At 40.9% G+C, this 22,779-nt stretch carries 16 protein-coding genes, 1 pseudogene and 1 riboswitch; all 17 genes and pseudogenes read right to left on the bottom strand.

The features are described from left to right. Window positions 1-97: 97 nt before the first annotated feature. The 17 genes and pseudogenes from EC328_RS01620 to kdd all read right to left on the bottom strand — a co-directional run bounded on the left by EC328_RS01620 (window position 98) and on the right by kdd (window position 22,607). Window positions 98-1,495: pseudogene (locus EC328_RS01620) on the bottom strand (IS1182 family transposase). Between the two features lie 193 nt (window positions 1,496-1,688). Further along, window positions 1,689-4,406 (bottom strand): S-layer homology domain-containing protein, encoded by a 2,718-nt coding sequence (locus tag EC328_RS01615; protein ID WP_128425180.1) that lies wholly within the window; start codon window positions 4,404-4,406, stop codon window positions 1,689-1,691. 411 nt (window positions 4,407-4,817) lie between these two features. Next, window positions 4,818-5,225, bottom strand: a complete 408-nt coding sequence (locus EC328_RS01610) for a four helix bundle protein (RefSeq protein WP_128425179.1) — start codon at window positions 5,223-5,225, stop codon at window positions 4,818-4,820. Window positions 5,226-5,277: 52 nt separating this feature from the next. Then, window positions 5,278-6,399: a S41 family peptidase gene (locus EC328_RS01605; protein ID WP_128425178.1), complete on the bottom strand. Its 1,122-nt coding sequence runs from the start codon at window positions 6,397-6,399 to the stop codon at window positions 5,278-5,280. Window positions 6,400-6,597: 198 nt separating this feature from the next. After that, window positions 6,598-6,891 carry a group II intron maturase-specific domain-containing protein gene (locus EC328_RS11700; protein ID WP_338035542.1) on the bottom strand — a complete coding sequence of 98 codons (294 nt, stop codon included), beginning with the start codon at window positions 6,889-6,891 and terminating at the stop codon, window positions 6,598-6,600. Window positions 6,892-6,894: 3 nt separating this feature from the next. Next, window positions 6,895-7,839 (bottom strand): group II intron reverse transcriptase/maturase, encoded by a 945-nt coding sequence (gene ltrA / locus EC328_RS01600; RefSeq protein ID WP_240671505.1) that lies wholly within the window; start codon window positions 7,837-7,839, stop codon window positions 6,895-6,897. Between the two features lie 577 nt (window positions 7,840-8,416). After that, window positions 8,417-11,176, bottom strand: a complete 2,760-nt coding sequence (locus tag EC328_RS01595) for an InlB B-repeat-containing protein (RefSeq protein WP_128425177.1) — start codon at window positions 11,174-11,176, stop codon at window positions 8,417-8,419. 28 nt (window positions 11,177-11,204) lie between these two features. After that, a riboswitch (cyclic di-GMP riboswitch) is annotated at window positions 11,205-11,287 on the bottom strand. A gap of 8 nt (window positions 11,288-11,295) precedes the next feature. Next, window positions 11,296-11,712, bottom strand: a complete 417-nt coding sequence (locus EC328_RS01590) for a hypothetical protein (protein WP_128425176.1) — start codon at window positions 11,710-11,712, stop codon at window positions 11,296-11,298. Between the two features lie 154 nt (window positions 11,713-11,866). Then, a complete protein-coding gene (locus EC328_RS01585; protein ID WP_128425175.1) occupies window positions 11,867-12,898 on the bottom strand; it encodes an LPXTG cell wall anchor domain-containing protein in 1,032 nt (343 codons plus the stop codon). A 183-nt stretch (window positions 12,899-13,081) separates the two neighbouring features. Continuing rightward, on the bottom strand, window positions 13,082-14,287 hold the full coding sequence (locus EC328_RS01580) for a BTAD domain-containing putative transcriptional regulator (RefSeq protein ID WP_128425174.1): 1,206 nt from the start codon (window positions 14,285-14,287) through the stop codon (window positions 13,082-13,084). A 446-nt stretch (window positions 14,288-14,733) separates the two neighbouring features. Beyond that, window positions 14,734-15,492, bottom strand: coding sequence for a lysine 5,6-aminomutase subunit beta (gene kamE / locus EC328_RS01575; RefSeq protein WP_128425173.1), 759 nt, complete (start codon window positions 15,490-15,492; stop codon window positions 14,734-14,736). Then, window positions 15,492-17,045, bottom strand: coding sequence for a lysine 5,6-aminomutase subunit alpha (gene kamD / locus EC328_RS01570; protein WP_128425172.1), 1,554 nt, complete (start codon window positions 17,043-17,045; stop codon window positions 15,492-15,494). Before kamD ends, kamE begins: the two co-directional genes overlap by 1 nt. Before the next feature lie 95 nt (window positions 17,046-17,140). Beyond that, window positions 17,141-18,778 (bottom strand): lysine 5,6-aminomutase reactivase ATPase KamC, encoded by a 1,638-nt coding sequence (kamC, locus tag EC328_RS01565; RefSeq protein ID WP_128425171.1) that lies wholly within the window; start codon window positions 18,776-18,778, stop codon window positions 17,141-17,143. Window position 18,779: 1 nt separating this feature from the next. Further along, a complete protein-coding gene (gene kamB, locus EC328_RS01560; RefSeq protein WP_240671504.1) occupies window positions 18,780-19,859 on the bottom strand; it encodes a lysine 5,6-aminomutase reactivase subunit KamB in 1,080 nt (359 codons plus the stop codon). Next, window positions 19,822-21,084: a lysine 2,3-aminomutase gene (gene kamA, locus EC328_RS01555; RefSeq protein ID WP_128425170.1), complete on the bottom strand. Its 1,263-nt coding sequence runs from the start codon at window positions 21,082-21,084 to the stop codon at window positions 19,822-19,824. Before kamA ends, kamB begins: the two co-directional genes overlap by 38 nt. A 65-nt stretch (window positions 21,085-21,149) precedes the next feature. Continuing rightward, window positions 21,150-21,503, bottom strand: a complete 354-nt coding sequence (locus EC328_RS01550; protein WP_128425169.1) for a four helix bundle protein — start codon at window positions 21,501-21,503, stop codon at window positions 21,150-21,152. A gap of 66 nt (window positions 21,504-21,569) precedes the next feature. Next, entirely contained in the window at window positions 21,570-22,607 is a 1,038-nt protein-coding gene (gene kdd, locus EC328_RS01545; protein ID WP_128425168.1) for an L-erythro-3,5-diaminohexanoate dehydrogenase, read from the bottom strand. Window positions 22,608-22,779: the final 172 nt, after the last annotated feature.

Genomic DNA, 22,779 nt, shown 5'->3' with positions numbered 1-22,779 from the left:
TTTTACACTTTAGTTAGGAATTGTGAATACATCTATTATTGTGCACTTACGAGGGTTTGCTCATTTAAATAATTTAGTAAGATATTTTGTACTCTATCTAAAATAAACCCTCGATTTTTACTGGGTTCACACCCAATTTCCCATCTTTTCTCAACATCTTCGACAGCTTCTTCAAATTTAAACATGCATAAGTAAGAGCTGCCTTGTACCCCATTTTCTCAGCTCCTATCATGGTTGTGTATCTAAAACCATGAGACTCTTTGGCAGTTCCAAAGATCCTTTCTATGGTTTCTTTCCTTAGCTTGTACAATGCTTTGCCATCCTGTGTATATCGGATTGCTTCACATGCCTCTATGTAATTTTGCCATATATGCCTAGTGATTATCTTTGTACTATTTTTGCTTTTAGTACATTCTTCAAGTCTGCTGCAATTCTTGCAGATTTTGGGATTGCTTTTGTATTCTCTATGGCCTTCTCTGTTGGTTGTTTTGTACTCCAATGTTTGATTCTCTGGGCAAATATAACTGTCATTATGAGGGTCATAAGTGTGTTCTGATCTATTTATCTGATCTATTTATCTGACCTCTTACACCCTTCGGTCTTGTGTATGGCAGTATTGGAAGGATCCCTTTATCTAAGAGTGTTTTTGCTATGTACGGCGTTTTGTAGCCTGCATCCATTACTATTGTTTTTGTTCAAGTGACTCTATCTTCTTGAAAAAATCACTGAAGGTGACGCTGTCATTCTCATTTCCTGGATATACCTCAAATCCTAATATCCACCCATTCTTATCACAACTTGTCTGAACACTGTATGCAAATACATCTTTATGTTCTCCCTTGTGGAACAATCCACTTTCAGGATCTGTGGTGCTTACTGTTTTCTCAACTATTTTCTCGTCTCCGTCTTTAGGTGGCTTCAAATCTTTTTTATCATGATCTTCTCTATCTTTGTTGATTTCTTTAATCAGCTCTTTCTGGTATGTTCTTGTGGCTCTTTGAACTTTCACTTTTTGAAGTTTGTGCCTGTTGGCGCTTGCTTTTACATGAGTTGAATCTATGAATTGAAGCTCTGGGCTTACATATCCCTTCTCAAAGCATTGCTCTAATATGTGCTCAAATATTTTTTCGAAAAGATCTGTGCCCTGGAATCTTCTGGTGTAGTTGTTACCAAATGTAGTAAAATGAGGCACTTCATCGTAGAAATCTAAACCAAGGAACCATCTGTATGCAACATTTACTTCGATTTCTCTCATGGTTTGCCTCATGCTTCTTATTCCAAAAAGATATTGTATGAAGAGTGTTTTGATTAAAAGAACAGGGTCTATGCTGGGTCTACCATTATCAAGGCAGTATTTGTCTTTTACAAGGTCATAGATGAATGAAAAATCTATAGCTCTGTCTATGTCTCTAAGGATGTGGTTTTTAGGCACTACTTGATCGATCGAAAAGATTTGTACTTGATCTTTTTTCTCTTTGGAATCCCTGGTCAGCATATTTTACACCCCCCTGATATTAACTATATTATATCAAATTATTAGGGCTAAATGTTGGAATTGCAATGAAAAATCGGACTTAATTGCATGAAAAAAGCTCAACAATCTTAATTGATTGCTGAGCTTTGTCTTCAGTCTGTAATAAAGACCAGCATCAGCTGGTCTTTATTACATTAATATTATCTAGAATTTATTAGAAATCAACTAGATAAGGTCCAACTTCCTTAACTGGAGTAGCACTTGTTCCTACGTACAACTTGAACACTGTAGACTTAACACCCGTAAAACCATAGGCCGAAATCAAAACCTCAGCTTTCCCTGATGTTATTGTCCCTACAGGAAGAATTTCTTCTGAAGTTCCCACTGTCGCAGAAACGTAATAAGTCTTAGCTGAATCTAGTCCTTCAAGTTTAATTGCTGCTGGACTAGTAGCGCTATATTCCATCTTTATAACTGTAGGAGTTACTTCAGGAGTAGCACCAGTAAATGGAGTAACATTAAGCATTACTTTAACCATTCCATCATCTACTAGCATAATAACTGCATCGCCTTCATCAATTCTTGAGAATCTTGTTGAGGTATCAAGCTTACCATCAGTCTTAGTTACATAGTAAAGTGTGTCCGCACTAACCTTAACAGTAACACCACCTGGAGTAGTTGTTACATAATCTCCTGCAATTTCATGGATTACTTTTATTGCAGCATTAGTTGTAGTAGTAGGAATCTCGTTAACTATAGTAACTTCTGCTTTACCAGAGTTGTTCATTACAAATGTTATCAAATCACCCTTTGAAACTGATCCAAGAGCTGCTAAAGTATATACAGCTTTGCCCTCACCTACTACATCAATTTCAACTTTATAGTTTGTTCCTGATCTGTAAGGATCTCCTGTAACGATACCGTATTGTGTCTCGTCAACAGCTTTGAAAGCTGGATCAAGGAATACGATCATAGCAGCGTCTCTACCTGTTCCTCGAACAACTATTGCACTTGTAGTTGAGATAGCCATGTCTTTAATATCATCAACTTTAATAATCGATGGGTCAAGCTCAGCATCCTTGTTAAGTGCTTTAAATATTATTGTGTTATCTGTCAGATAGTATCTTTCAGAGTTCCACTCAAAGTACGATTTGTCAACGAGCTTAGTAAGATCCTTTGCATCAGCTGCTACGTAATCTTCTATAGTCTCAATTTCACCATCTTTGTTAAGTTCGAATTCAACAGCAATAACAACTCCTGCTCCTGTTGTCGTATATACTTTGTCATAAGGTGTAACCATTGTTCTGCTTTCAAATGCATAATCAACCTCTTCACCATCAGCTGTGAAAACTGAAAGTTTAGGAGTTCTTGCATCTGTAAACCAAGTTGCTATACCGTACATTGTGTCACTTGTAGCTTCAGTGTCAGTAACAAGAATCATTGCTTTGCCAGCAAGGTTCATATATACCGCTACTTCTTCGTCAACAAATCCAGTTACATCAGTATATACTGTCCATGCAGTAAAGCTATCCATCTCATCATCTGAGTACATCGCATCAGCTGCTTTTGAAATAGTTTTGCCTTCTACAGTCAATCTGCTGTCTGTTACTCTAACTGCTTCAAGAGTACCTTCAACTACCTCATCTGTAACAACGAAGTAATAGTTGTCATCTGCATCGATCCAGAAGAATAAAGATGATCCAGCTTTAACGTCTTCTAATTTACCAGCTGATAATTCTTTTGTGAAGACATAAATCTCTTCAGCTTCGTCAAGCTCTAAATCATCAAGACCTATTGACATGACACTTGCAAATTCCATGTCTGTTGAGTCAATAGCTGTTACAACTCCCATATCTTCGAAGTCAAACAGATAAGCAAATGTTATTTCATCATCTTCATTAAATACGAATCTACCATAAACATCTGCTGCAACTTCATCTAAATCAACTTTTACGTTGTTTACATATACAACTGCTCTGTTAGCCCAATCATAATCGTCGTCCAGAACTGTCAAATAAACATCATCATCTGTCGATGCTGTTTTTACTACATCGTATGCTATATCAGCTTCATCAGTTTCGATTGCTACAGCAAATACTACATCATTCTTTTCCCATGCTGTTACTTCTAGTCCAAGTATAGCATCTACATCGACGCTTGCTGAAACTTCATAAACTGTTCCATCAATTGTAATTTCATCAGCATCAAGTTTTGATGAAACTCTGAAATTACCGTCAACCATACCTTCAATTTCGTCAACGCCAATTCTGCTTAGAAGATACTCTTTGTCAGTTCCTTCTTTCCCAGAAATAACCCATTTTGCTTCTGATCCGAATCCAACTTGAATCATCATTGGAATTTCAAGAGCGTTATCAGTCAATAGAGCAACTAGTCCTCTAACTGCTGGCATTCCCATAACTCCATCTGCGTCATCAAGAAGATCAATTTCATTAGCCACTATTAAATGACCATAAGGATAACCACCCTTACTTAATGCATCTGGCTCATATCCAAGAGCTCTAACAAGCATAGTTACAGCTTCTTCATATTTAACAGGTGCATTTGGAGCAAACAATCCGTTGCCGATACCTTTAACGATACCAGTGCTTGCTGCTACTCCTACATATCCAGCTGCCCAGTGTCCTGCAGGTACATCAGAAAATCCTGATGGAAGACCTTTAGAAGCTACTGCAACTGACTCCAAACCTCTTATTCTAACAGCAACAGCAGCAAATTCTGCTCTAGTTATTAGATCATTAGGCTTGAAAGTTCCATCTGGATAACCTTTCAGTACTTCTAGTAATTCTAGTCTGCCGACAGCGTCTTCGTAAATTGTCCCTTGAACATCAGCAAAATCTGGAGCTGCTGATACGAAGCTGAAGCTGCTCAGCACCATGACTAGTGCTAATACTAATGCTAAACTTTTCTTCATCAATAAAACCCTCCTTATAAAGTATATTATTGTTTCCTGAAGGAATATTGGCTTTTATCAGAAGGTCATTCCTCCAAACCTCTTCTGATTTGTTCGCAGAAAATGGCAATCAATCTCTTAACTGCCACCATTCTACACTTGATTATAGCATCAGGGGCTGGTTAAATCAAGCCAAAGATGCCTGTGTAACAAAAATGTAACAATGGGAATTGCCCACAAGTTGCCACATTTTTATTTGTTTATGTGCTTATAATACCACAATAAAGTGTGTAATGACATTACAGGTGTGTTACATTTGTGTGGCAATTCTAATTCACAGTTCACAATTCACAAATCACAGATAAAAGATAATTTAAACTCACTGTTCTCAATTCACAGATAAAATATAATCTACAGTTTATAGAACTCAATTCACGATTCACAAGTAAACTCAATAATATAATTCTCAGGATCTTCGTTAATATTATCCGCTAAATTTTGACGTGAAGTTTTTACAATTGAATTTAGTATCTTGCATAATTCCTTACAGTCAGTGAGAAGCCCTGAGTTTTTCTGTGAATCTAAATATCCTGAATCTATTAAGAGCCTTATCCAGTATTCAGTCTCATTGGCTTCTTTGAGTGCAATATTCATCTTTGATATAAAGTCTTTTCTGCTTTGTGCACGTAAGCCCTCAACTACATTGGCTCCAATACTTGTTCCCGATCTCAGTAATTGTTTAGATAATACATATTCATTATTCAAGGATAATTCTTTAAATATCTTTATAATTGTTAAAGCAAATTTGTACGATTTTTCTTCTATTACATTAGCTGTCATTTTGTCTCCTTAAATTGTGATTTGTGATTTGTGCATTGTGAATTCATTATCCCTACTTTCCGCTCAAGAGTTGGACCGCTTTTTTAAGCTGCAAATCTTCCTCGGCTGTGTTGGCGATTTGGATATCTGGTTGGATACCAATGCCGTGGATCCTGGTTTGATCTGGTGTAAGGTATTCTGCGGTGGTTAGCTTAACAAGTCCTCCATCCATAAGTGGGATTAGGGATTGGACAATGCCTTTACCGAAGGTCTTGTTCCCTACGATAATGCCTGCCTTCCTATCCTTTATTGCTCCTGTAAGAATTTCAGAGGCTGATGCGCTGTTTTCATTTACAAGGAGTACAAGCTGATATTTGGATGCTTTAGTTCCTGAATAATAGGTGTAAAGATCTTTCCCTTTTTCTCTGATGTGGACCACTGGTCCTTGTGACACAAATAGTCTGGAAACCTTGATAGCCTGATCCAATAGCCCCCCTGGGTTGTTTCTTACATCAAGGATCACCTTCTGTATGGACATAGAGTCAAACTGTTGGAGTGCTTTACTGATTTCCTCATCTGCATTTTTATTGAATTCAGTTAGCTTGATATATCCTATTTGGTCATTTATTATTCTGAAGCTTACTGGGTTTATCTTTACCTCGTCTCTTTGAATCTCAAATTGCAGAAGCCCAGTTATGCCTTCTCTTTGTATACCTAGCTTAACGAAGGTACCCTTTTCTCCCTTTATTTTTATTGCAGCAGTAGAAGAGGTCATATCCTTTGTGCTTTCACCATCTATAGAAACTATAAGGTCATTGGGTAGGACCCCAGCCCTCTTTGCATTTGCTCCCTCAATTGTATCTATTACTTTGATGTAATCTCCTGATTTTTCTATATACAGCCCAACCCCAAAGAAAGTTCCATATACATCAGAATAAAGTATCTCAGCTTCCTCAGCAGTATAGTATTCACTATATGGATCGATGGATTCAAGCATTCCCTTCAATGCTGACTCCACCAAGGTCTTGTCTTCGATTTCCAGAGGATAAGCTTCCTTGATGTACTGATAAACTTGAAGGAACAAGTAAATATCTGTCTGGGGATGACTGGAAATGTCATTCTGGTCTATTGCAAAGACAGATGATGGGATGAGAAGCGATAGGATAATTAGGATCAAAAGTAATTGTTTTTTCATGGAAAACCTCCGTTTAGTAAATAATAAATGAACAATGAACAATTAACAGTGAATAATTTAAAAAATTAAGCACTAAAGATTCCGCCCTTCTGGTCAAAATGACGGGTTAGATCCTCAATAAACTAATTTATCAAATCGAGTAGGGGAAAATTAATTCCCCTCTCACACCACCGTACGTGCCGTTCGGCATACGGCGGTTCAATTCAAATAATAATCTAGACAACTAATGAGTCCTCGCTTTGCGAGGATTTCTTTTGTAATTTTGCGTACTCCTGTGGTTTTAGCCACTGCCTGGTAATGGTTGTTGAACCCTACCGACTGTCTTACCATCCATTCCGGTACACCGAGTCTTCTTAAACCCCACATTCTCTTCTGACTTGTTTTCCACTGCTTCCATATCACGATACGAATTCTTGTACGCAAGTGTTCATCTATTCGTATCATATTAGTCTTCATTTTACCGATTCGAAAGTAGTTTATCCATCCTCTGATTACTCAATTAAGCCTCTTGATTCTGTCGTCCATGCTGATTGACCATGAGCGTTTTGTGAGCTGCTTGAGTTTACTCTTGAATTTGACTAGGGAGTCCTGATGAGGCCTTGCCTCCCATTTACCATCCATCTTCACAAAACCAAACCCTAAATATTTTAGCTTTGTTGGTTTTGTGGTTCTTGTCTTTTCTGCGTTGACTTTTAATCCGAGTTTTCTCTCTATCCATTTTGTTATGGTGTTCATAACTCTGTTGGCAGCTGCACTACTTCCTACTGCTATTACACAGTCATCTGCATATCTAACAAAATTAAGTCCTCTTGCTTCAAGCTCTTTGTCAAGTTCATTAAGCATGATGTTACTCAGTATTGGGGAGAGGTTTCCTCCTTGCGGGGTTCCTTTATTGGTATCTTCATACTTTCCCTTGTACATCACACCTGCCCTTAGATATTTAGCTATTAGTGATTCTGTGTCTGGGTCTTGTATGATTTTGCCTACAAGGGTCATCAGTTTATCTTGTAGTACATTATCAAAGAACTTCTCAAGGTCAATATCAACTATGTAGATATATCCGTCATTCAGATATTCTAATAGTTTTATGACTGCCTGTTGTGCTCGTCTGCCCGGTCTGAATCCATAGCTGTATTCGCTGAAATGTGGCTCTACTATGGGTGTGATTGCTTGCACTATTGCTTGCTCTATGATTCTGTCCATCACTGTGGGTATACCAAGCTTTCGTACTCCTCCGTTTGGCTTTGGTATTTCTACTCTCAGCACCGGTTGTGGTTTGTACTTTCGATTTCGGATACGTTCCTTGATATCTTCCCAGTTCTCTTTCAGATATTCATCAATTCCGTCTACACTTATGTTGTCTATGCCTCCTGCTCCTTTGTTGTCTTTTACCTTTTTGTATGCAAGCAGCATATTCTCTCTTGATAGTATCTGGTCCATTAGTTGTGACATGATTTGTCTCCTTTTCCTGTTTTGCTTTCATGCATATTAGCCTTACCTCCTGTGAACCTTTCGCTCCGTTACGTCTTCGCTACTTTGGTTCTCGTCAGGCCTATGCACTTACATCTGTAAGTCCATTTGACTTTGAATTGTTCGGTCCTTCCTTGTTTCCAAGTACTATGACCTCTGCTGACTTCTCATGGTTCGTTGTTACTACGGTTTAGGCCGCCCATGAGACCTCACGGGATAAGCCGAATGTCTTTCCTCGTCTACCTGCCTGATCTACCCGCATGGGTTACGATTGCCTTTTGGACTTCGCCGCTTATGGCCAGCTTATCCTCCATGCAAGCCTTGGTATCAGGTTTCTGTCCGTCAGGCTACGATTTCGCTATTGCTTCCTCTCGCCCACACCTCACGATGTGAACCTTGCAAGTCGCTATTGGGTTCGTCGGCAATTACGCCCCTTGTGGACTTTCACCACAGACAGATGGCATGCCCGTCATACCATAAAAAGGGTGTAGACTGTCTATTACAGTTTACACCCTTTGGGTTGATTATTCAATATTTGTTGGTGCTGCTATGCGTCTTTCTTCTTTCTTATCAGTAGGCCGATTGCCATTAGAAGTGCTCCGATACCAGCTGCTTCGCCTGCTCCAAATGTTCCTGTTTTTGGAAGAACAGGAGCTTGTGGTACTGGCTCAACCGGAACTTCAACAACTGGTGGCACTACTACTGGAGGAGCTTCTGGAACTGGTGGCTCTTCTATAACTTCAATTTCCAACTCAGTATATCTCGCGACTACTGTTTCATCTCTTCTAACATTAGTCCAATTTCCATCCCACTCTCTAAAATTCCATCCTGCTCTTGTTGGGTTTCCTGGAGGAGTTGCGCTGTTTCCTCTGTTAACTCTTTGAGTTTTTATAACTGTACCGTCAAAGTCAACAAATGTTACAGTAAACCTTTCAACCTCAGTTGGTCCTGGCCCAGGAGGGGTATTAGGTCTGTAAACCGCAGTTATTATCTCATCTTTTGTTACATTTTCCCAATTACCATCCCAACCTAAGAAGGTATACCCTTCTCTTTCTGGATCAGCTGGTGGTGTTGCATCCCCTCCATCTGCTACCTTTTGTTCCTTAAGTTCTGTTCCATCCCAGTCAATGAAGGTTACTGTCCAGTATACTGTATCTTTTGTATAGGTTGCCTGAACTATCTCATCTTTTGTTACATTTGTATAGTTACCTACCCATTTATCAAAAGTATACCCTTCTCTTTCTGGATCAGCTGGTGGTGTTGCATCCCCTCCATCTGCTACCTTTTGTTCCTTAAGTTCTGTTCCATCCCAGTCAATGAAGGTTACTGTCCAGTATACTGTATCTTTTGTATAGGTTGCCTGAACTATCTCATCTTTTGTTACATTTGTATAGTTACCTACCCATTTATCAAAAGTATACCCTTCTCTTTCTGGATCAGCTGGTGGTGTTGCATCCCCTCCATCTGCTACCTTTTGTTCCTTAAGTTCTGTTCCATCCCAGCCAATGAAGGTTACTGTCCAGTATACTGTATCTTTTGTATAGGTTGCCTGAACTATCTCATCTTTTGTTACATTTGTATAGTTACCTACCCATTTATCAAAAGTATACCCTTCTCTTTCTGGATCAGCTGGTGGTGTTGCATCCCCTCCATCTGCTACCTTTTGTTCCTTAAGTTCTGTTCCATCCCAGTCAATGAAGGTTACTGTCCAGTATACTGTATCTTTTGTATAGGTTGCCTGAACTATCTCATCTTTTGTTACATTTGTATAGTTACCTACCCATTTATCAAAAGTATACCCTTCTCTTTCTGGATCAGCTGGTGGTGTTGCATCCCCTCCATCTGCTACCTTTTGTTCCTTAAGTTCTGTTCCATCCCAGTCAATGAAGGTTACTGTCCAGTATACTGTATCTTTTGTATAGGTTGCCTGAACTATCTCATCTTTTGTTACATTTGTATAGTTACCTACCCATTTATCAAAAGTATACCCTTCTCTTTCTGGATCAGCTGGTGGTGTTGCATCCCCTCCATCTGCTACCTTTTGTTCCTTAAGTTCTGTTCCATCCCAGTCAATGAAGGTTACTGTCCAGTATACTGTATCTTTTGTATAGGTTGCCTGAACTATCTCATCTTTTGTTACATTTGTATAGTTACCTACCCATTTATCAAAAGTATACCCTTCTCTTTCTGGATCAGCTGGTGGTGTTGCATCCCCTCCATCTGCTACCTTTTGTTCCTTAAGTTCTGTTCCATCCCAGTCAATGAAGGTTACTGTCCAGTATACTGTATCTTTTGTATAGGTTGCCTGAACTATCTCATCTTTTGTTACATTTGTATAGTTACCTACCCATTTATCAAAAGTATACCCTTCTCTTTCTGGATCAGCTGGTGGTGTTGCATCCCCTCCATCTGCTACCTTTTGTTCCTTAAGTTCTGTTCCATCCCAGTCAATGAAGGTTACTGTCCAGTATACTGTATCTTTTGTATAGGTTGCCTGAACTATCTCATCTTTTGTTACATTTGTATAGTTACCTACCCATTTATCAAAAGTATACCCTTCTCTTTCTGGATCAGCTGGTGGTGTTGCATCCCCTCCATCTGCTACCTTTTGTTCCTTAAGTTCTGTTCCATCCCAGTCAATGAAGGTTACTGTCCAGTATACTGTATCTTTTGTATAGGTTGCCTGAACTATCTCATCTTTTGTTACATTTGTATAGTTACCTACCCATTTATCAAAAGTATACCCTTCTCTTTCTGGATCAGCTGGTGGTGTTGCATCCCCTCCATCTGCTACCTTTTGTTCCTTAAGTTCCGTTCCATCCCAGTCAATGAAGGTTACTGTCCAAGGCCCAGGCACAAGAATCGACTGCCCTTTAAGATCATGTCCACCTCCAATACCCTCTACAAAAATTGATTTAGTCCCACTTTCCAAAATTGATTTATTGAACTTATAAATAGTCCATCTAGCATTATTAACATTACCACTAACTTCTGTGTTAGGCGCCACATTAGTCCCATTTAAGCTCAAGTACTCTCCTTCGGCTTGTTCTACACTATTTGAGGATGAAATACTCCCGCCTAATATCATCGTACTAGACATCATATGTGTTGACTGAACAGCAACATACATATTTCCAGATGAATCGAGCCAGGCATAAACTGCACTTGTGTGGTTGTTAGTTGAATTTCCAGTTATCGTTATATCTTTAGCTGACTGATAATTTGTAACTGCTATACTAACCCCCATCCCTGCAATCATTGAAAATACTAATAAGAACGTCAGTAATCTTCTAAATCCTTTTTTCATAATCTCTCTCCTCTCTTTAGATAACTTCCTAAAGAAAGTCGGTTGCACTAGTTACTCGATGCATCTCAAGTGCCCAGGTACAAGATGCATTTCATCGTATCCTTTCTGTCTCCTTCTGCCTACCCAAGTCTGCGCTGTCTTCCAAAAAGTTCTTCATCAGATGCTTCTGCAAGATATCTTCTCCCAGCCTCCTCTTTTACTTTCGTGATGTCGGTATAGATCATCATAAGATAATCCCTTTCATCACTATAAAGATTTACCAAGTACCACCTGTTGTCCTTCTGTACGAAGTGCTCGAATTTTCTCCTGGTGTTTGGCAGCATGTGATAATGAAATTCCTTAAGTCCAAGTACAGGACTGTCGATATCGATTGCCATGTCTGCCAGCTTCATCCCCAGGATGAAATCCGAAGTGATCTTTGTAGCCTTTGAAAAATTATCGCTGACTTCTATCAGAATGTAGTCGATAAATCGGCCTTTTTCGTTGAACAAAGCCTTGAATCTGATAAAGAAGTCATATTTTGAAGGGTATTCCATTGTTATCCCCCCTTGTCCAGGTTAAATGTTTCTTTATTTGAATATACCACTCCAGAGTTTTACATTGCGTTTATTGCAATTTTATTTCAGTTTTATTGATTGACACGCTATAGTGTTATATAAAAGGAGAGATTTGAGTCTCTCCTGATTTATACTATTTATCCTTCTTTGATATTGCAAATCCCAACAACAGCATTGCTGCTCCAATTCCTGATATAGCTGTTGTACTTACGGCTCCTGTCTTTGGAAGTGTAGACTGTACAGTTGGTGCTGATGCAGGTACTGATTGGGTTTCTTCGATTACAACTACAGGTATTGCTTGTGGTAATACTTCTTCTGAATCTAGAATTACTACTTCTGAAGAGTCAACTGATTTGATTTCCTTGTTTTGTTCTTCTAGATCTTTGTTAGTCTTATCATTTTCTGATAAAACTTCCTCAGCTTCATCTTCTGAATCTATTTCTTCAGATCCTTGTTCATTATCAGTAAGGCTGCCTTCATCTTGTTGTTCTTCTTGTTGTTCTTCTTGTTGTTCTTCTTGTTGTTCTTCTTGTTGTTCTTCTTGTTGTTCTTCTTGTTGTTCTTCTTGTTGTTCTTCTTGTTGTTCTTCTTGTTCTTCTATCTCATTCTCTTCCTTACTTTCTCCTTCGTTTTCACTGCTTGTTCCACCTTGTGATGGTGGGTTAGTGTTGTCTTCTGGTTTATTGGCATCTGTGTCTTCTTCACTCTCTTGTTCTTCATCTGATGGGACTTCCGTCTCTTCGGTTGGGCTCTGATCCTTTATCTTGATATTCTTAGTTTTTGTCTTTCCATTTGAATCTGTTATCTCTACCTTGAATACCCCACCCTTGTTACCTGACTCATCGCCATCAAATTCATTTAGAATTTCACTTAGGTTTATAACCACGCTTCCTGCTTCGTGCTCATACTCTTTGCTCTTATCTGATCCGGGCTTAGTCACTCTGACCTTGCTCTCTGTATCGTAGTCGTCAAATTTTACTTCTATAGTTTCATTACCTTCATATATTGGATCATGGCCATTTTTATCTTGTTCCTCTTCAGTTATATGGCTCGATTTTGGACTATTTGTTTTTTCTTCATCTTGTGCAGCAAAGCTTATCTGATAGTTCAAAACCATTGCTATTACTACTAATGCCGTTAATATTGTTATTTGGATCTTTTTCATGATTTTCCCTCCCTGGGTTGAGTTTTCATATTATTACGTTATATTATTATTGCTTATTTGTTTTCTTGTACTAAATATACTCTATTTAGATTTTATGGCTGTTTTAGACCTGTTTTATTTTAGTTTTATTTTCAAAAAACACAAAAAAAGAGAGCCTTTTGGCTCCCGTTTGTAGGGTTTTGTCTATTTGAAGTTGAGATTTGTATTTTTTTCTATCGGCTTTGATTTTATGGTTACCCTAAAATCATTCTTATCAAGCTCATCGTACTTTTTCTTTACTCGCTTTTCTATTACCTGGATAGCTCCTTCCTTGACATCCGGAAGCATTATTAGGACTTGGGTGTCGTTCCAGAATGTGTAGATGTCTCCCTTTCGTAAAGTGGTATCCAGTACAAAGGTCATTAGCTTATTCCAGGTTGAGTATATCTCACTATCTTGGCTTGGATCATTTGTTGTTCTTAGTGTTAGAAGTGTAATATAGTCCTGTTGGTCATTTTCTTTTCTAAGTCTTTTATGGCTGTTGTACAGGAATCTAAAGTATTCGGCATCGCATAACAGAGGCCCATTCTTTTGTTTTTCATCAAGCTTTTTGTCCAGTTCCTTGATATCCAGCTCAGATTTCTCGGTGGAATAGTTCTGGATCCTTCTGTGGATCTCTCTCATTGCTGATGTTGAGGTTATACCCATATCCTTCTCGAAGGCTACCTGCATGAAGTCAAAATGGTTTAAGGCGTTCTTTATTTTCCCAAGCTTGAGAAGGCTCTCTATCATAAATATGTGAAGCTTTTCCTCATATGGCTCCTTAGCTATGGCTTCCTCGCAAAGGCTTACAATTGTTTCGTTGTCATCCTTCTCAGAGTATAAGGAGATGATGTTTTCGATTGTTTTGATGTATAGGCGTTTGTAGAAGCTTCTTACCGGTACAAGCCAGACCTCATAGGTATTCTCCCAAAGGTATCCGCCTTTGTATAGTGAAACAGCCTCTCTATAGGCTTTTATCGCAGCCTCTCTGTTTTCCAGCATAAGGTCGTTGCCTTTTTGGATCAGTTTCTCCATTTCATCCGAGTCGATGACTACATCACTTCCAACCTCGAGAATATAGTAGCCATTGTTGAAGGTTATATTGAGATACTCCTCACTTGGAAGGATGTTTTTTAGGATCTGCCTTAGTCTGAATATCTGGCCTCGGATCATGTTCTTTGGATCTGCTGATTCCTGATCCTGCCATAGGTTGTCTATTATTGTTTCAGGGAGAAGCTTTTTATTCTTGAAGGTTAGGAAATATTGAAGAAGCTTGAACAGCTTGTATGAACGGCTAACATCCTGCATTACAGACTGGCCGTTTATGCTCATATCGAATTCGCCTAATGTTGTTATGTATAGCTTCATCAAAACACCTCCTAAGAACGATTTTAAAGGAATTATATAAAGACCCGCTATAACACCTACTATACCCAATAAATATTAAAATGTACACTTTTTTTGATCAACTGGAATGTTTTTTGACAAAGTTAAGCCAATGCACAATTCACAATGCACAATTCACAATTCACAATGCACAATTCACAATTCACAATTCATAATTAAAAAGGATTTAACCAGAAAAAAGAAAAGAAGATTCTTCACTTCGTTCAGAATGAAACATTTCTGAGAGGAGCAAAGAATCTTAGATTTTACTTCTTTATTACTGGCGATAGATGATCGCCCCTACAACAAGATCAATGATGAGATCCCTCCACTTCGGTCGGGATGACAGAATAAGAATGGTCAGGATGACAGAATAGAAATGGCCGGGATGACAGAATAATTGTGAATTGTGATCTGTGCATTGTGAATTAGATTAGGTTTCTCTTTACGATTTCGTTTACAATGAAGGTTGCGACGTCCTCTGCGTAGCTGCCAGTTCCAAAGCCTGCGTCGTATCCCAGCTCTTTGGCAAGCTCGTGACTTAGTCTCGGCCCTCCGCAGACAAGCACTACCTTATCCCTTATCCCCTCTGCCTCAAGAAGCTCAACAAGCTCTGTAAGGTTTGGAATATGGACGTCCTTTTGAGTTACTACCTGGGAAACAAGTATTGCATCTGCTTTAAGCTCTATCGCCTTAGCGACAAGCTCCTCGTTTGGGACCTGGCTTCCAAGGTTGTAGGCATCCATTCCCTCGTATCTTTCAAGGCCGTAGTGTCCAGCATAGCCCTTCATGTTCATGATGGCGTCGATCCCTACTGTGTGGGCATCTGTTCCGGTACATGCTCCAAGAACGACCACTGGTCTTTTGATGTTGTCTCTGATAAAAGCTTCTATGTCTTCCTTTTCCATTACATCAACATCTACCTTTGGAACCTCTATCGTAGTGTAGTCTACTGTGTGTACAGTTTTGCCATATACTACGAAGTAGGTGTAGCCAATTCCAAGGTCATGTGAGTATACTACTGCAGGTTCTTCGAAGCCCATTTTTGCTGCAAGCTGTCTTGCTGCCTCGTTTGCCTCGTCTCCGTAGGGTACTGGCAGGCTGAAGCCAAGCTGAACTGCTCCGTCGTTCATTGTATCGCCATAGGGTTTTACCCTTGTCAAATCTACTTTTTGTACCTCGTACATTACCTGTCACCTCCAAGCATCATTGGGATGAAGGGATTGAAATAGCCCGCATCCTTTTTGGTGACTCCGTCAAGGCCCTTGCCTCCGGTCCTTGATCTTCTTACTCCACCAAACTTTCCTTGCTCTATAGTCTGGAACAAGCCTTCCTTCTCGATCTTAGCGAGAAGCTCTGTCGCTTCGTCCAGAACCTTCTGAGCTCTCGTCTGGATGATCCCTCCATCCTTGAACTCGATCTCATCGCTTATGTGTCTTGCATTGTTGAAGACATACTTGGCGTTCTCTATTGAAAGGTATCTGTCGTGAAGATGAGGTGTGTGGATAGCTTCTGTAAGCATTCCAAGAAGCTGGATGCCCTGGTTGGTCATTATGGATACCATGTTGAACATTGCATTTTGCACGTGACCCTTGAAGATGTTTCCTGTCATAAACTTAGTTGGAGGCATGTATTTAAGTGGTGCTTTAGGGAATATCTCCCTTGCCATCTGTGCCTGTGCTAACTCAAGAAGGAAACCGTCCTCAATTCCTGGCTCCATTTCGAATGCGTGCCCAAGACCCATTTGCTCCTCCGGAAGCCCTGCCTTAAGTGCGAACTGCTCGTTTATAAACTGGGATGCAAGAACTGTATGTGCTGCCTCGACTGCATCGTCAGTTGTAAGGTAGTTGTCCTCGCCTGTGTTTATTATGATTCCTGCAAAGCCGTTGATGACTCTTGAGAAGAACTGGTCAATAAGGGTTCTTTGCATGTTGATGTCTCTGAAAAGTATTCCGTAAAGAGCATCGTTTAACATCATGTCAAGCCTTTCAAGAGCTCCCATAGCTGCGATCTCAGGCATACAAAGACCTGAGCAGTAGTTGGTAAGTCTGATGTAGCGGCCTACCTCCTCGCCTACCTCGTCAAGCGCTGCTCTCATTAGCCTGAAGTTTTCCTGGGTTGCATAGGTACCGCCAAAGCCCTCTGTTGTTGGACCGTATGGTACGTAGTCAAGCAGCGACTGACCTGTAGTCCTTATTACTGCGATTATGTCTGCGCCCTGCTTTGCAGCTGCCTTTGCCTGGATGATGTCCTCGTAGATGTTTCCTGTAGCAACGATTACGTAAAGATAAGGTCTCTTGCCTTCACCTATGGTGTTAAGGTAGTTTTCTCTTTTTTGTCTGTTGCCCTTTATTCTTTCTACTGTCTTTGCTGCTATGTCGTTGATCGCTGCTTTTATTGATGCTTCGTCCTTTGCAGGAAGCCTTGTTATATCCACCTCTCCTGCTGCGATCTTCTCAGCGATCTCCTGTGGCGTCGCTCCAAGGTTCAGCATTGCGTTACCTACCCACCATGCTGCTCCTCTTTCAAGTCCGCCGCCTTCCTTTATGTTGTCTACAACAACATTTGGAAGTGGTTTGCCGATCTCATCGACTCCATCTACTCCAAGAAGTCTTACGACTGTTCTTTCTGTTGCAACTGTTGTATGCTCGTCGATGAATTTTTGAATATCCTCAGCGATGTTTCGTGCTGAACTTCTTGATGCATCGATTTTACTTTGGTCAAGCTTCAGTTTAGACAAATTATCACATCCTTTCGTTCAATTCAGTGAATAGTGAAAATGCGAGATCCCTCCACTTCGGTCGGGATGACACGGGCAGACAGGGTCGTCTGCCCCTACACTTTCCCCTTTCCACTTTCCCCTATTATGCCTTCTGCTATTTCAAGTATCTCTTTCTTAAGTCCCATTATCCTCGCGATATTTATTGCATCCTTCGGTATCGGGGTTGATTTGTCGACGACTCTCAGGCGGTAATTCATGTATTTGTTTATAATGGTCATGCCGTCGCCGTATTTAATTTCTTCTGTCAAGTCGTCAAGGTTTAATTCTGAAAGACCGATTACCTGAAGGTGCTGTACCCCCTCCATATCCGCCACGTTGTCATAGTGGGTGGTTATAAGGGATATGGCCGGCTTGTCCTTAAGGTATTTGACTATGGCCTTTGATATTGCATACCCCTCCTCGGGGTTGGTGCCTCTTGCAAGCTCGTCTATTAGGATAAGGCCTTCCTCATCTGCCCTTTCCATAGCTTCGCTTACGACCCTAACCTCTCCGCCAAAGGTTGAAAGTCCGCTGTCTGTGGACTGCATATCTCCTATGGACGATTTGATGTAATTTGAAAGCCCCAGCACCATACTCTCTGCAGGCACGTACATTCCGTGGTGTGCCATTGCACAGAGAAGTCCGGTCATCTTTAGGCTTATTGTCTTTCCTCCCATATTTGCCCCGGTGATACAGGCGACCCCCTCTCTTAAGTCGACTGACACCGGAGTAAAAGAGAGTTTTTTAGACTTCAACAGCTCAGCTATCTTTGGGTGGATACCATTCTCTATGGTTATCCTGAAGTTGTCGATTATTATTGGCTTAACTGCATCCATATCCACAGCAAGCCTTGCCTTTGCAAGTATAAGATCGAGCTTTCCTATTGCCAACATGTTTCTGAAAAGCTCTCTTCTTCTCTTGCCAACCTCATGGGAGAGACTCTCTCTGATCTTCATTTCCTCTCTTTCCTCCCTATCCCTAAGGATAAGAAGCTCCCTTTCTGCAAGAGTCATCTCCTCGGTAGGCTTTATGACAAACCTGATATTCAGGTAGGTCTCTGATACATAGGTCAAATAGGGATAGCTTTTAAGTGTTTCCAGAAGCTCGGTCCTGTCCTTCGTTATGACCACCGAGCCATCCGGTCTTAGATCAAGGTTCAGATCCTCCCCAACCTGTTCCCTGAGCCTTTTCTTCATAAGCTTTAATTCCCTGTCCTTATCCCTTTTCTGCTCTCTCAGGGCTCTCAATTCCTCTGAGTAAGCGTCGTATATATAAAAGGTGGATATCTTTGTGTCTTCCGGGTCCAGAAGCCTTTCAAGCCTTGGCAGAAGGTCTATCCTGGTCTCCGGAAACTGGGGCATCCGGTTTTCCTCCATAAGCTCCACCAGCTCCCTTGTTAGAAAAAGAAAGCTTTTTATCTCAAACAGCTCGACGTCTGTAAGTATAAAGCCGTCCATCGCTCTTTTGGTGGAGAGTCTAAGGTCCTTCATATGCCCAAGTATGTTGTTGAATTTTCGTCTCAGCTGGTTATCCCTTATGAATGGGATATGGCTTTGGAGTATGTTCAGTTGATTCTCAAGAAGCTTCTCCTGGCCTCTGGTGTAGGGCTTCATCCTGGATTTGAACATTACGCCGTAGGGGGTAAGCACCTCCAGCTTGTTCATTATGTATTGAAAATCCAGAGCCTCTCTTGTCGTCTGGTCCATAAACATACTATTCACCTCCCAGCATAAGGTCTAAAACCGGTATATCCTTGATGTAGCCTCTCATCTTTTTTAAGAATTCATAGGGCTCGAAGTAATATCCTTGTGGCGAATACGGATTTATGGTGATGCCGATAAGCTTGATCGGATGAAGCACCCTGATCCTTACCCCGATCCTTTGGAATCTCAAATATTCCCTTGGGGGTATGAATATCTTTGTACCGTCTGCAACGACTATATCAACATCCTTATAGGCTCTTGTGGATCGCGTAAGATCATCCAGTGTTCCTCTTACCAAAGAGCCTGGTATAAGGAGGTATCTTGCCTCATCGTCAAGGCTTTCGGCCAGGGTATGCCCTGCTCCAAGCGCCGTCTCAAGGTTTATATCCCTAACCTCACCATACCTTGTTACTACTGCCGGCCTGTTGGCTTCCAAAAGCTCCTCAAGCAGGCAGCAGTCTTCCTCATCCACCTGTGGAAGAGAAAGAAGGCTTACTGTGTGAAGTGTTTCCTCAATGACCCGGTTTATGTCTCTTGATATGGCAGCTCCTGTTGAAAGTATTGTCGCATCTGAAATAGTAGGTGCTGCAGATGATTTTCTATCAAGGGCTCCGTCTATCACTACAAATTTTGCACCAAGACCGAGCATCTCATCGCACACCTGCCTTATGTCCCTAAGGCTTTGCGGTCCTGCCAGCTGGATATAGCCCGGTGACTTGACCCTCCCTATGATCACGTCGCCCAGTGGCGTCCTGAAGTCTGTTACCTTCAGTATCTCCATTCCGGCATCCCCTAAGGGCAGAAGGCCTGTTGTGGTCGCGACTATGGTGTTCTCCTCAGCAAAAATTCTTGGCTTTTCAGTATCTGTTACAAGGTCCAGGGATTCGCCGTCACGGCCGATGGAGGTCATCCCTATTTGGATGCCCTCCTCCATGGCCTCTGATATAAGCTGGTTAAGGGTCACGGTCTTACCGGAGTTTTTCCTCATGCCAACGATCGATATTATTTTGTGCTCATCCCCGATAAGGTGTAGTAAAGACATGTCGTCTCCCCTATTTATTGTAATTCTTGCTTCTTTCGTGTCTTTCAAGGTAGCTTGGCTCAAGGTTCTTTATTTCAGGACCCTCCATAAGAGCTGCAACTCCTGATGATGTTGACTTCTTCTTGCCTTGGCAAACGTCACACTGGCATTCTTCTTCAAGAGCGTTTGGCTCAGTGTAGGTAGTGATTATGCCTTCATAGTTTCTCAGAACAATCTTGTTAGGCGACTGAGAAATGATGTACTGAGGCATAACTGGAGTCTTTCCTCCTCCTCCAGGTGCGTCAACTACGAATGTAGGAACTGCATAGCCTGAAGTGTGGCCTCTTAGTGCCTCGATGATCTCGATTCCCTTTGATACCTTAGTTCTGAAGTGCTCGATACCCATTGAAAGGTCGCATTGATAGATGTAGTAAGGTCTTACTCTGATCTTAACAAGGCCGTGTACCAGTTGTTTCATGATATGTGGGCAGTCGTTTACGCCTTTAAGAAGTACTGACTGGTTTCCAAGTGGAATACCTGCATCTGCAAGCTTTCTGCATGCTTCGACTGACTCTGGAGTTATCTCCTTAGGATGGTTGAAGTGAGTGTTAAGCCAAATCGGATGGTATTTCTTAAGCATGTTTACCAGGTCGTCAGTAATTCTTTGTGGCATAACTACCGGAGTTCTTGATCCAAGTCTAATGATCTCAACGTGTGGGATCTCTCTAAGCTTTTTAATGATGTACTCAAGTCTGTCGTCGCTTACAAGCAGACAGTCTCCGCCTGAAAGAAGTACGTCTCTTACCTGTGGAGTATTTCTGATGTACTCGATGCACTTGTCGATCCTCTCTATTGGAGCACCCATGTCATGCTGTCCAGCAAATCTTCTCCTTGTACAATGCCTGCAGTACATTGAGCACTGGTCAGTGATAAGGAAAAGAACTCTGTCAGGATATCTGTGAGTAAGTCCGTCAACCGGTGAGTCTGCATCTTCATGCAATGGATCTTCCATGTCAGATGAGCTTATGTGTGTTTCCATGATAGTTGGAACTGCCTGCATTCTTACAGGGCACTTTGGATCGTCAACGTCCATAAGTGATGCATAGTATGGGGTTATTCCAACTCTGAACTTCTTAAGTACCTCGTTTATTGCCTCTTCTTCGCCTGGCTCCAGGTTGATTACCTTTTTAAGAGTCTCAACGTCAGTTATCCTGTTTCTTACCTGCCATTTCCAGTCGTTCCATTCTTCAGGAGCTACGTTGCTCCACAAGGGGATATCTTTGTAATTTCGCACTTTTATTCCTCCATTCGATAATATAGTTTAAGTGAATAGTGAACAGTGAATAGTGAATAGTGTTTTTATAGCTTTCCTTTGCTTGTCTTAACTGAAGCCTGTAACATTCTTATTAATTCAAGGCATTTGATTCTCAAATGTTCTCCAGCTTCATCATCTATATATCCAGTCTCCATAAGTAGGTCGATCCAATAGTATGTTTCATTAGCCTCTTTCAATGAAATACTCATCTTAGAAATAAAATCATTAAGTGATTGAGCAAATCGAGCTTCGCTAATATTAGCACCTATACTCGTTCCTGATCTTAATACTTGTTTTGATAAAACATATTCTCTTTTATCTTCAGAAAGTCTCTTATAGAGGTAAATAATTTCAATAGCAAAATTTCTACTTTTTTCAAATAGTATACTTTCTTTCATTATGAACTCCTTCGCTGTCTTTTATACTATTCACTATTCACTATTACTTATTCACTAGCATTTTTGTTAAGCGTATAGTTCTGTGAAAATCTTTCTCAGGGTTTCTGATTCTCTCATTAGCTGAAGAGTGATCGCTGCGTGGCCCTTAGTGTATCCGTTTCCTACGATCATGTTTACATCCTTGCCTACTCCCTCTGCTCCAAGTGCTGCCTTAGTGAAGCTTGTAGCCATTGAAAAGAAGTATACGGTTCCGCCGTCCTTAGTCATAAGGATCGAGCTCATCTCAGTGTTTGGAATGTTTACTGTGTTTATGACTATATCAGCCATTTGTCCGTTGGTTACCGCTGCAACCTTCTCCATTACCTCGATAGCATTTGTTGCATCAGCTACTATATATTCGTCTGCAAGGTTTGCTGCCTTCGCTCTTTCGATGGTCTTCTCCCTGCTTCCGATACATATTACCTTACCTGTTACTCCTGCTCTTTTCTTTGCTTCATACAGACAAAGCATACCTGATTTGCCTGTTCCGCCAAGAACTACTACTGTATCTCCAGGCTTGACCAGCTTTGCGGTCTGTGCCGGAGCTCCTGCTACGTCAAGGACTGAAAGCGCAAGTGTCTCAGGCATATCGTCCGGAAGTACAGCATATATCCCTGATTCGAAAAGTATTGCCTTACCCTTGATGTCCACTTGGTCGATATCCTTTCTGACTTCAAGGAACTCGTCTATCCTAAGCGGCGTAAGGGAAAGTGATACCAGTGTTGCGATCTTGTCTCCTACCTTAAGGTCAGTTTTACCCTCCAATGCAGGCCCGATCTTCTCAACGATCCCGATAAGCATTCCGCCTGATCCTGTTACAGGGTTTTGGTGCTTTCCTCTCTCTGCTACGATCCCCGCCATAATCTTTTTGATCTCTTCTATGTCTCCTCCTGCCTGCTCCTTGATTTGAGTGAAGCTTGCTGAGTCTACGTTAAGTGTCTTAACGTCGATAAGTATTTCGTTGTCGTAGATCTCCATGTTGTTGTCGATCTTAAATGCCGGTTGCGGAAGAACACCCTTTGGCTCGATTACCCTGTGTGTTCCGTATGGATTTCCTATTCTCATAATATTCCTCCTCCTGGTTTAAAAGCTTTTCCTTGCTATTAGCTTTCCTGCTATGCTTATATAATTAATGCAAATATCATGCCAATAGAAAGATTGTTAAAAAAATGGCTTGTATAGCCATTTCCTTGATCACATGCAGGGAAAAGGTATTCCTTGTGCCGATTATTCGGCG

Source organism: Gudongella oleilytica, from assembly GCF_004101785.1.
Taxonomy (GTDB): domain Bacteria; phylum Bacillota; class Clostridia; order Tissierellales; family Tissierellaceae; genus Gudongella; species Gudongella oleilytica.
The sequence above is the reverse complement of the archived record's forward strand: the minus strand, read 5'-3'. Positions and strand labels throughout refer to the sequence as shown.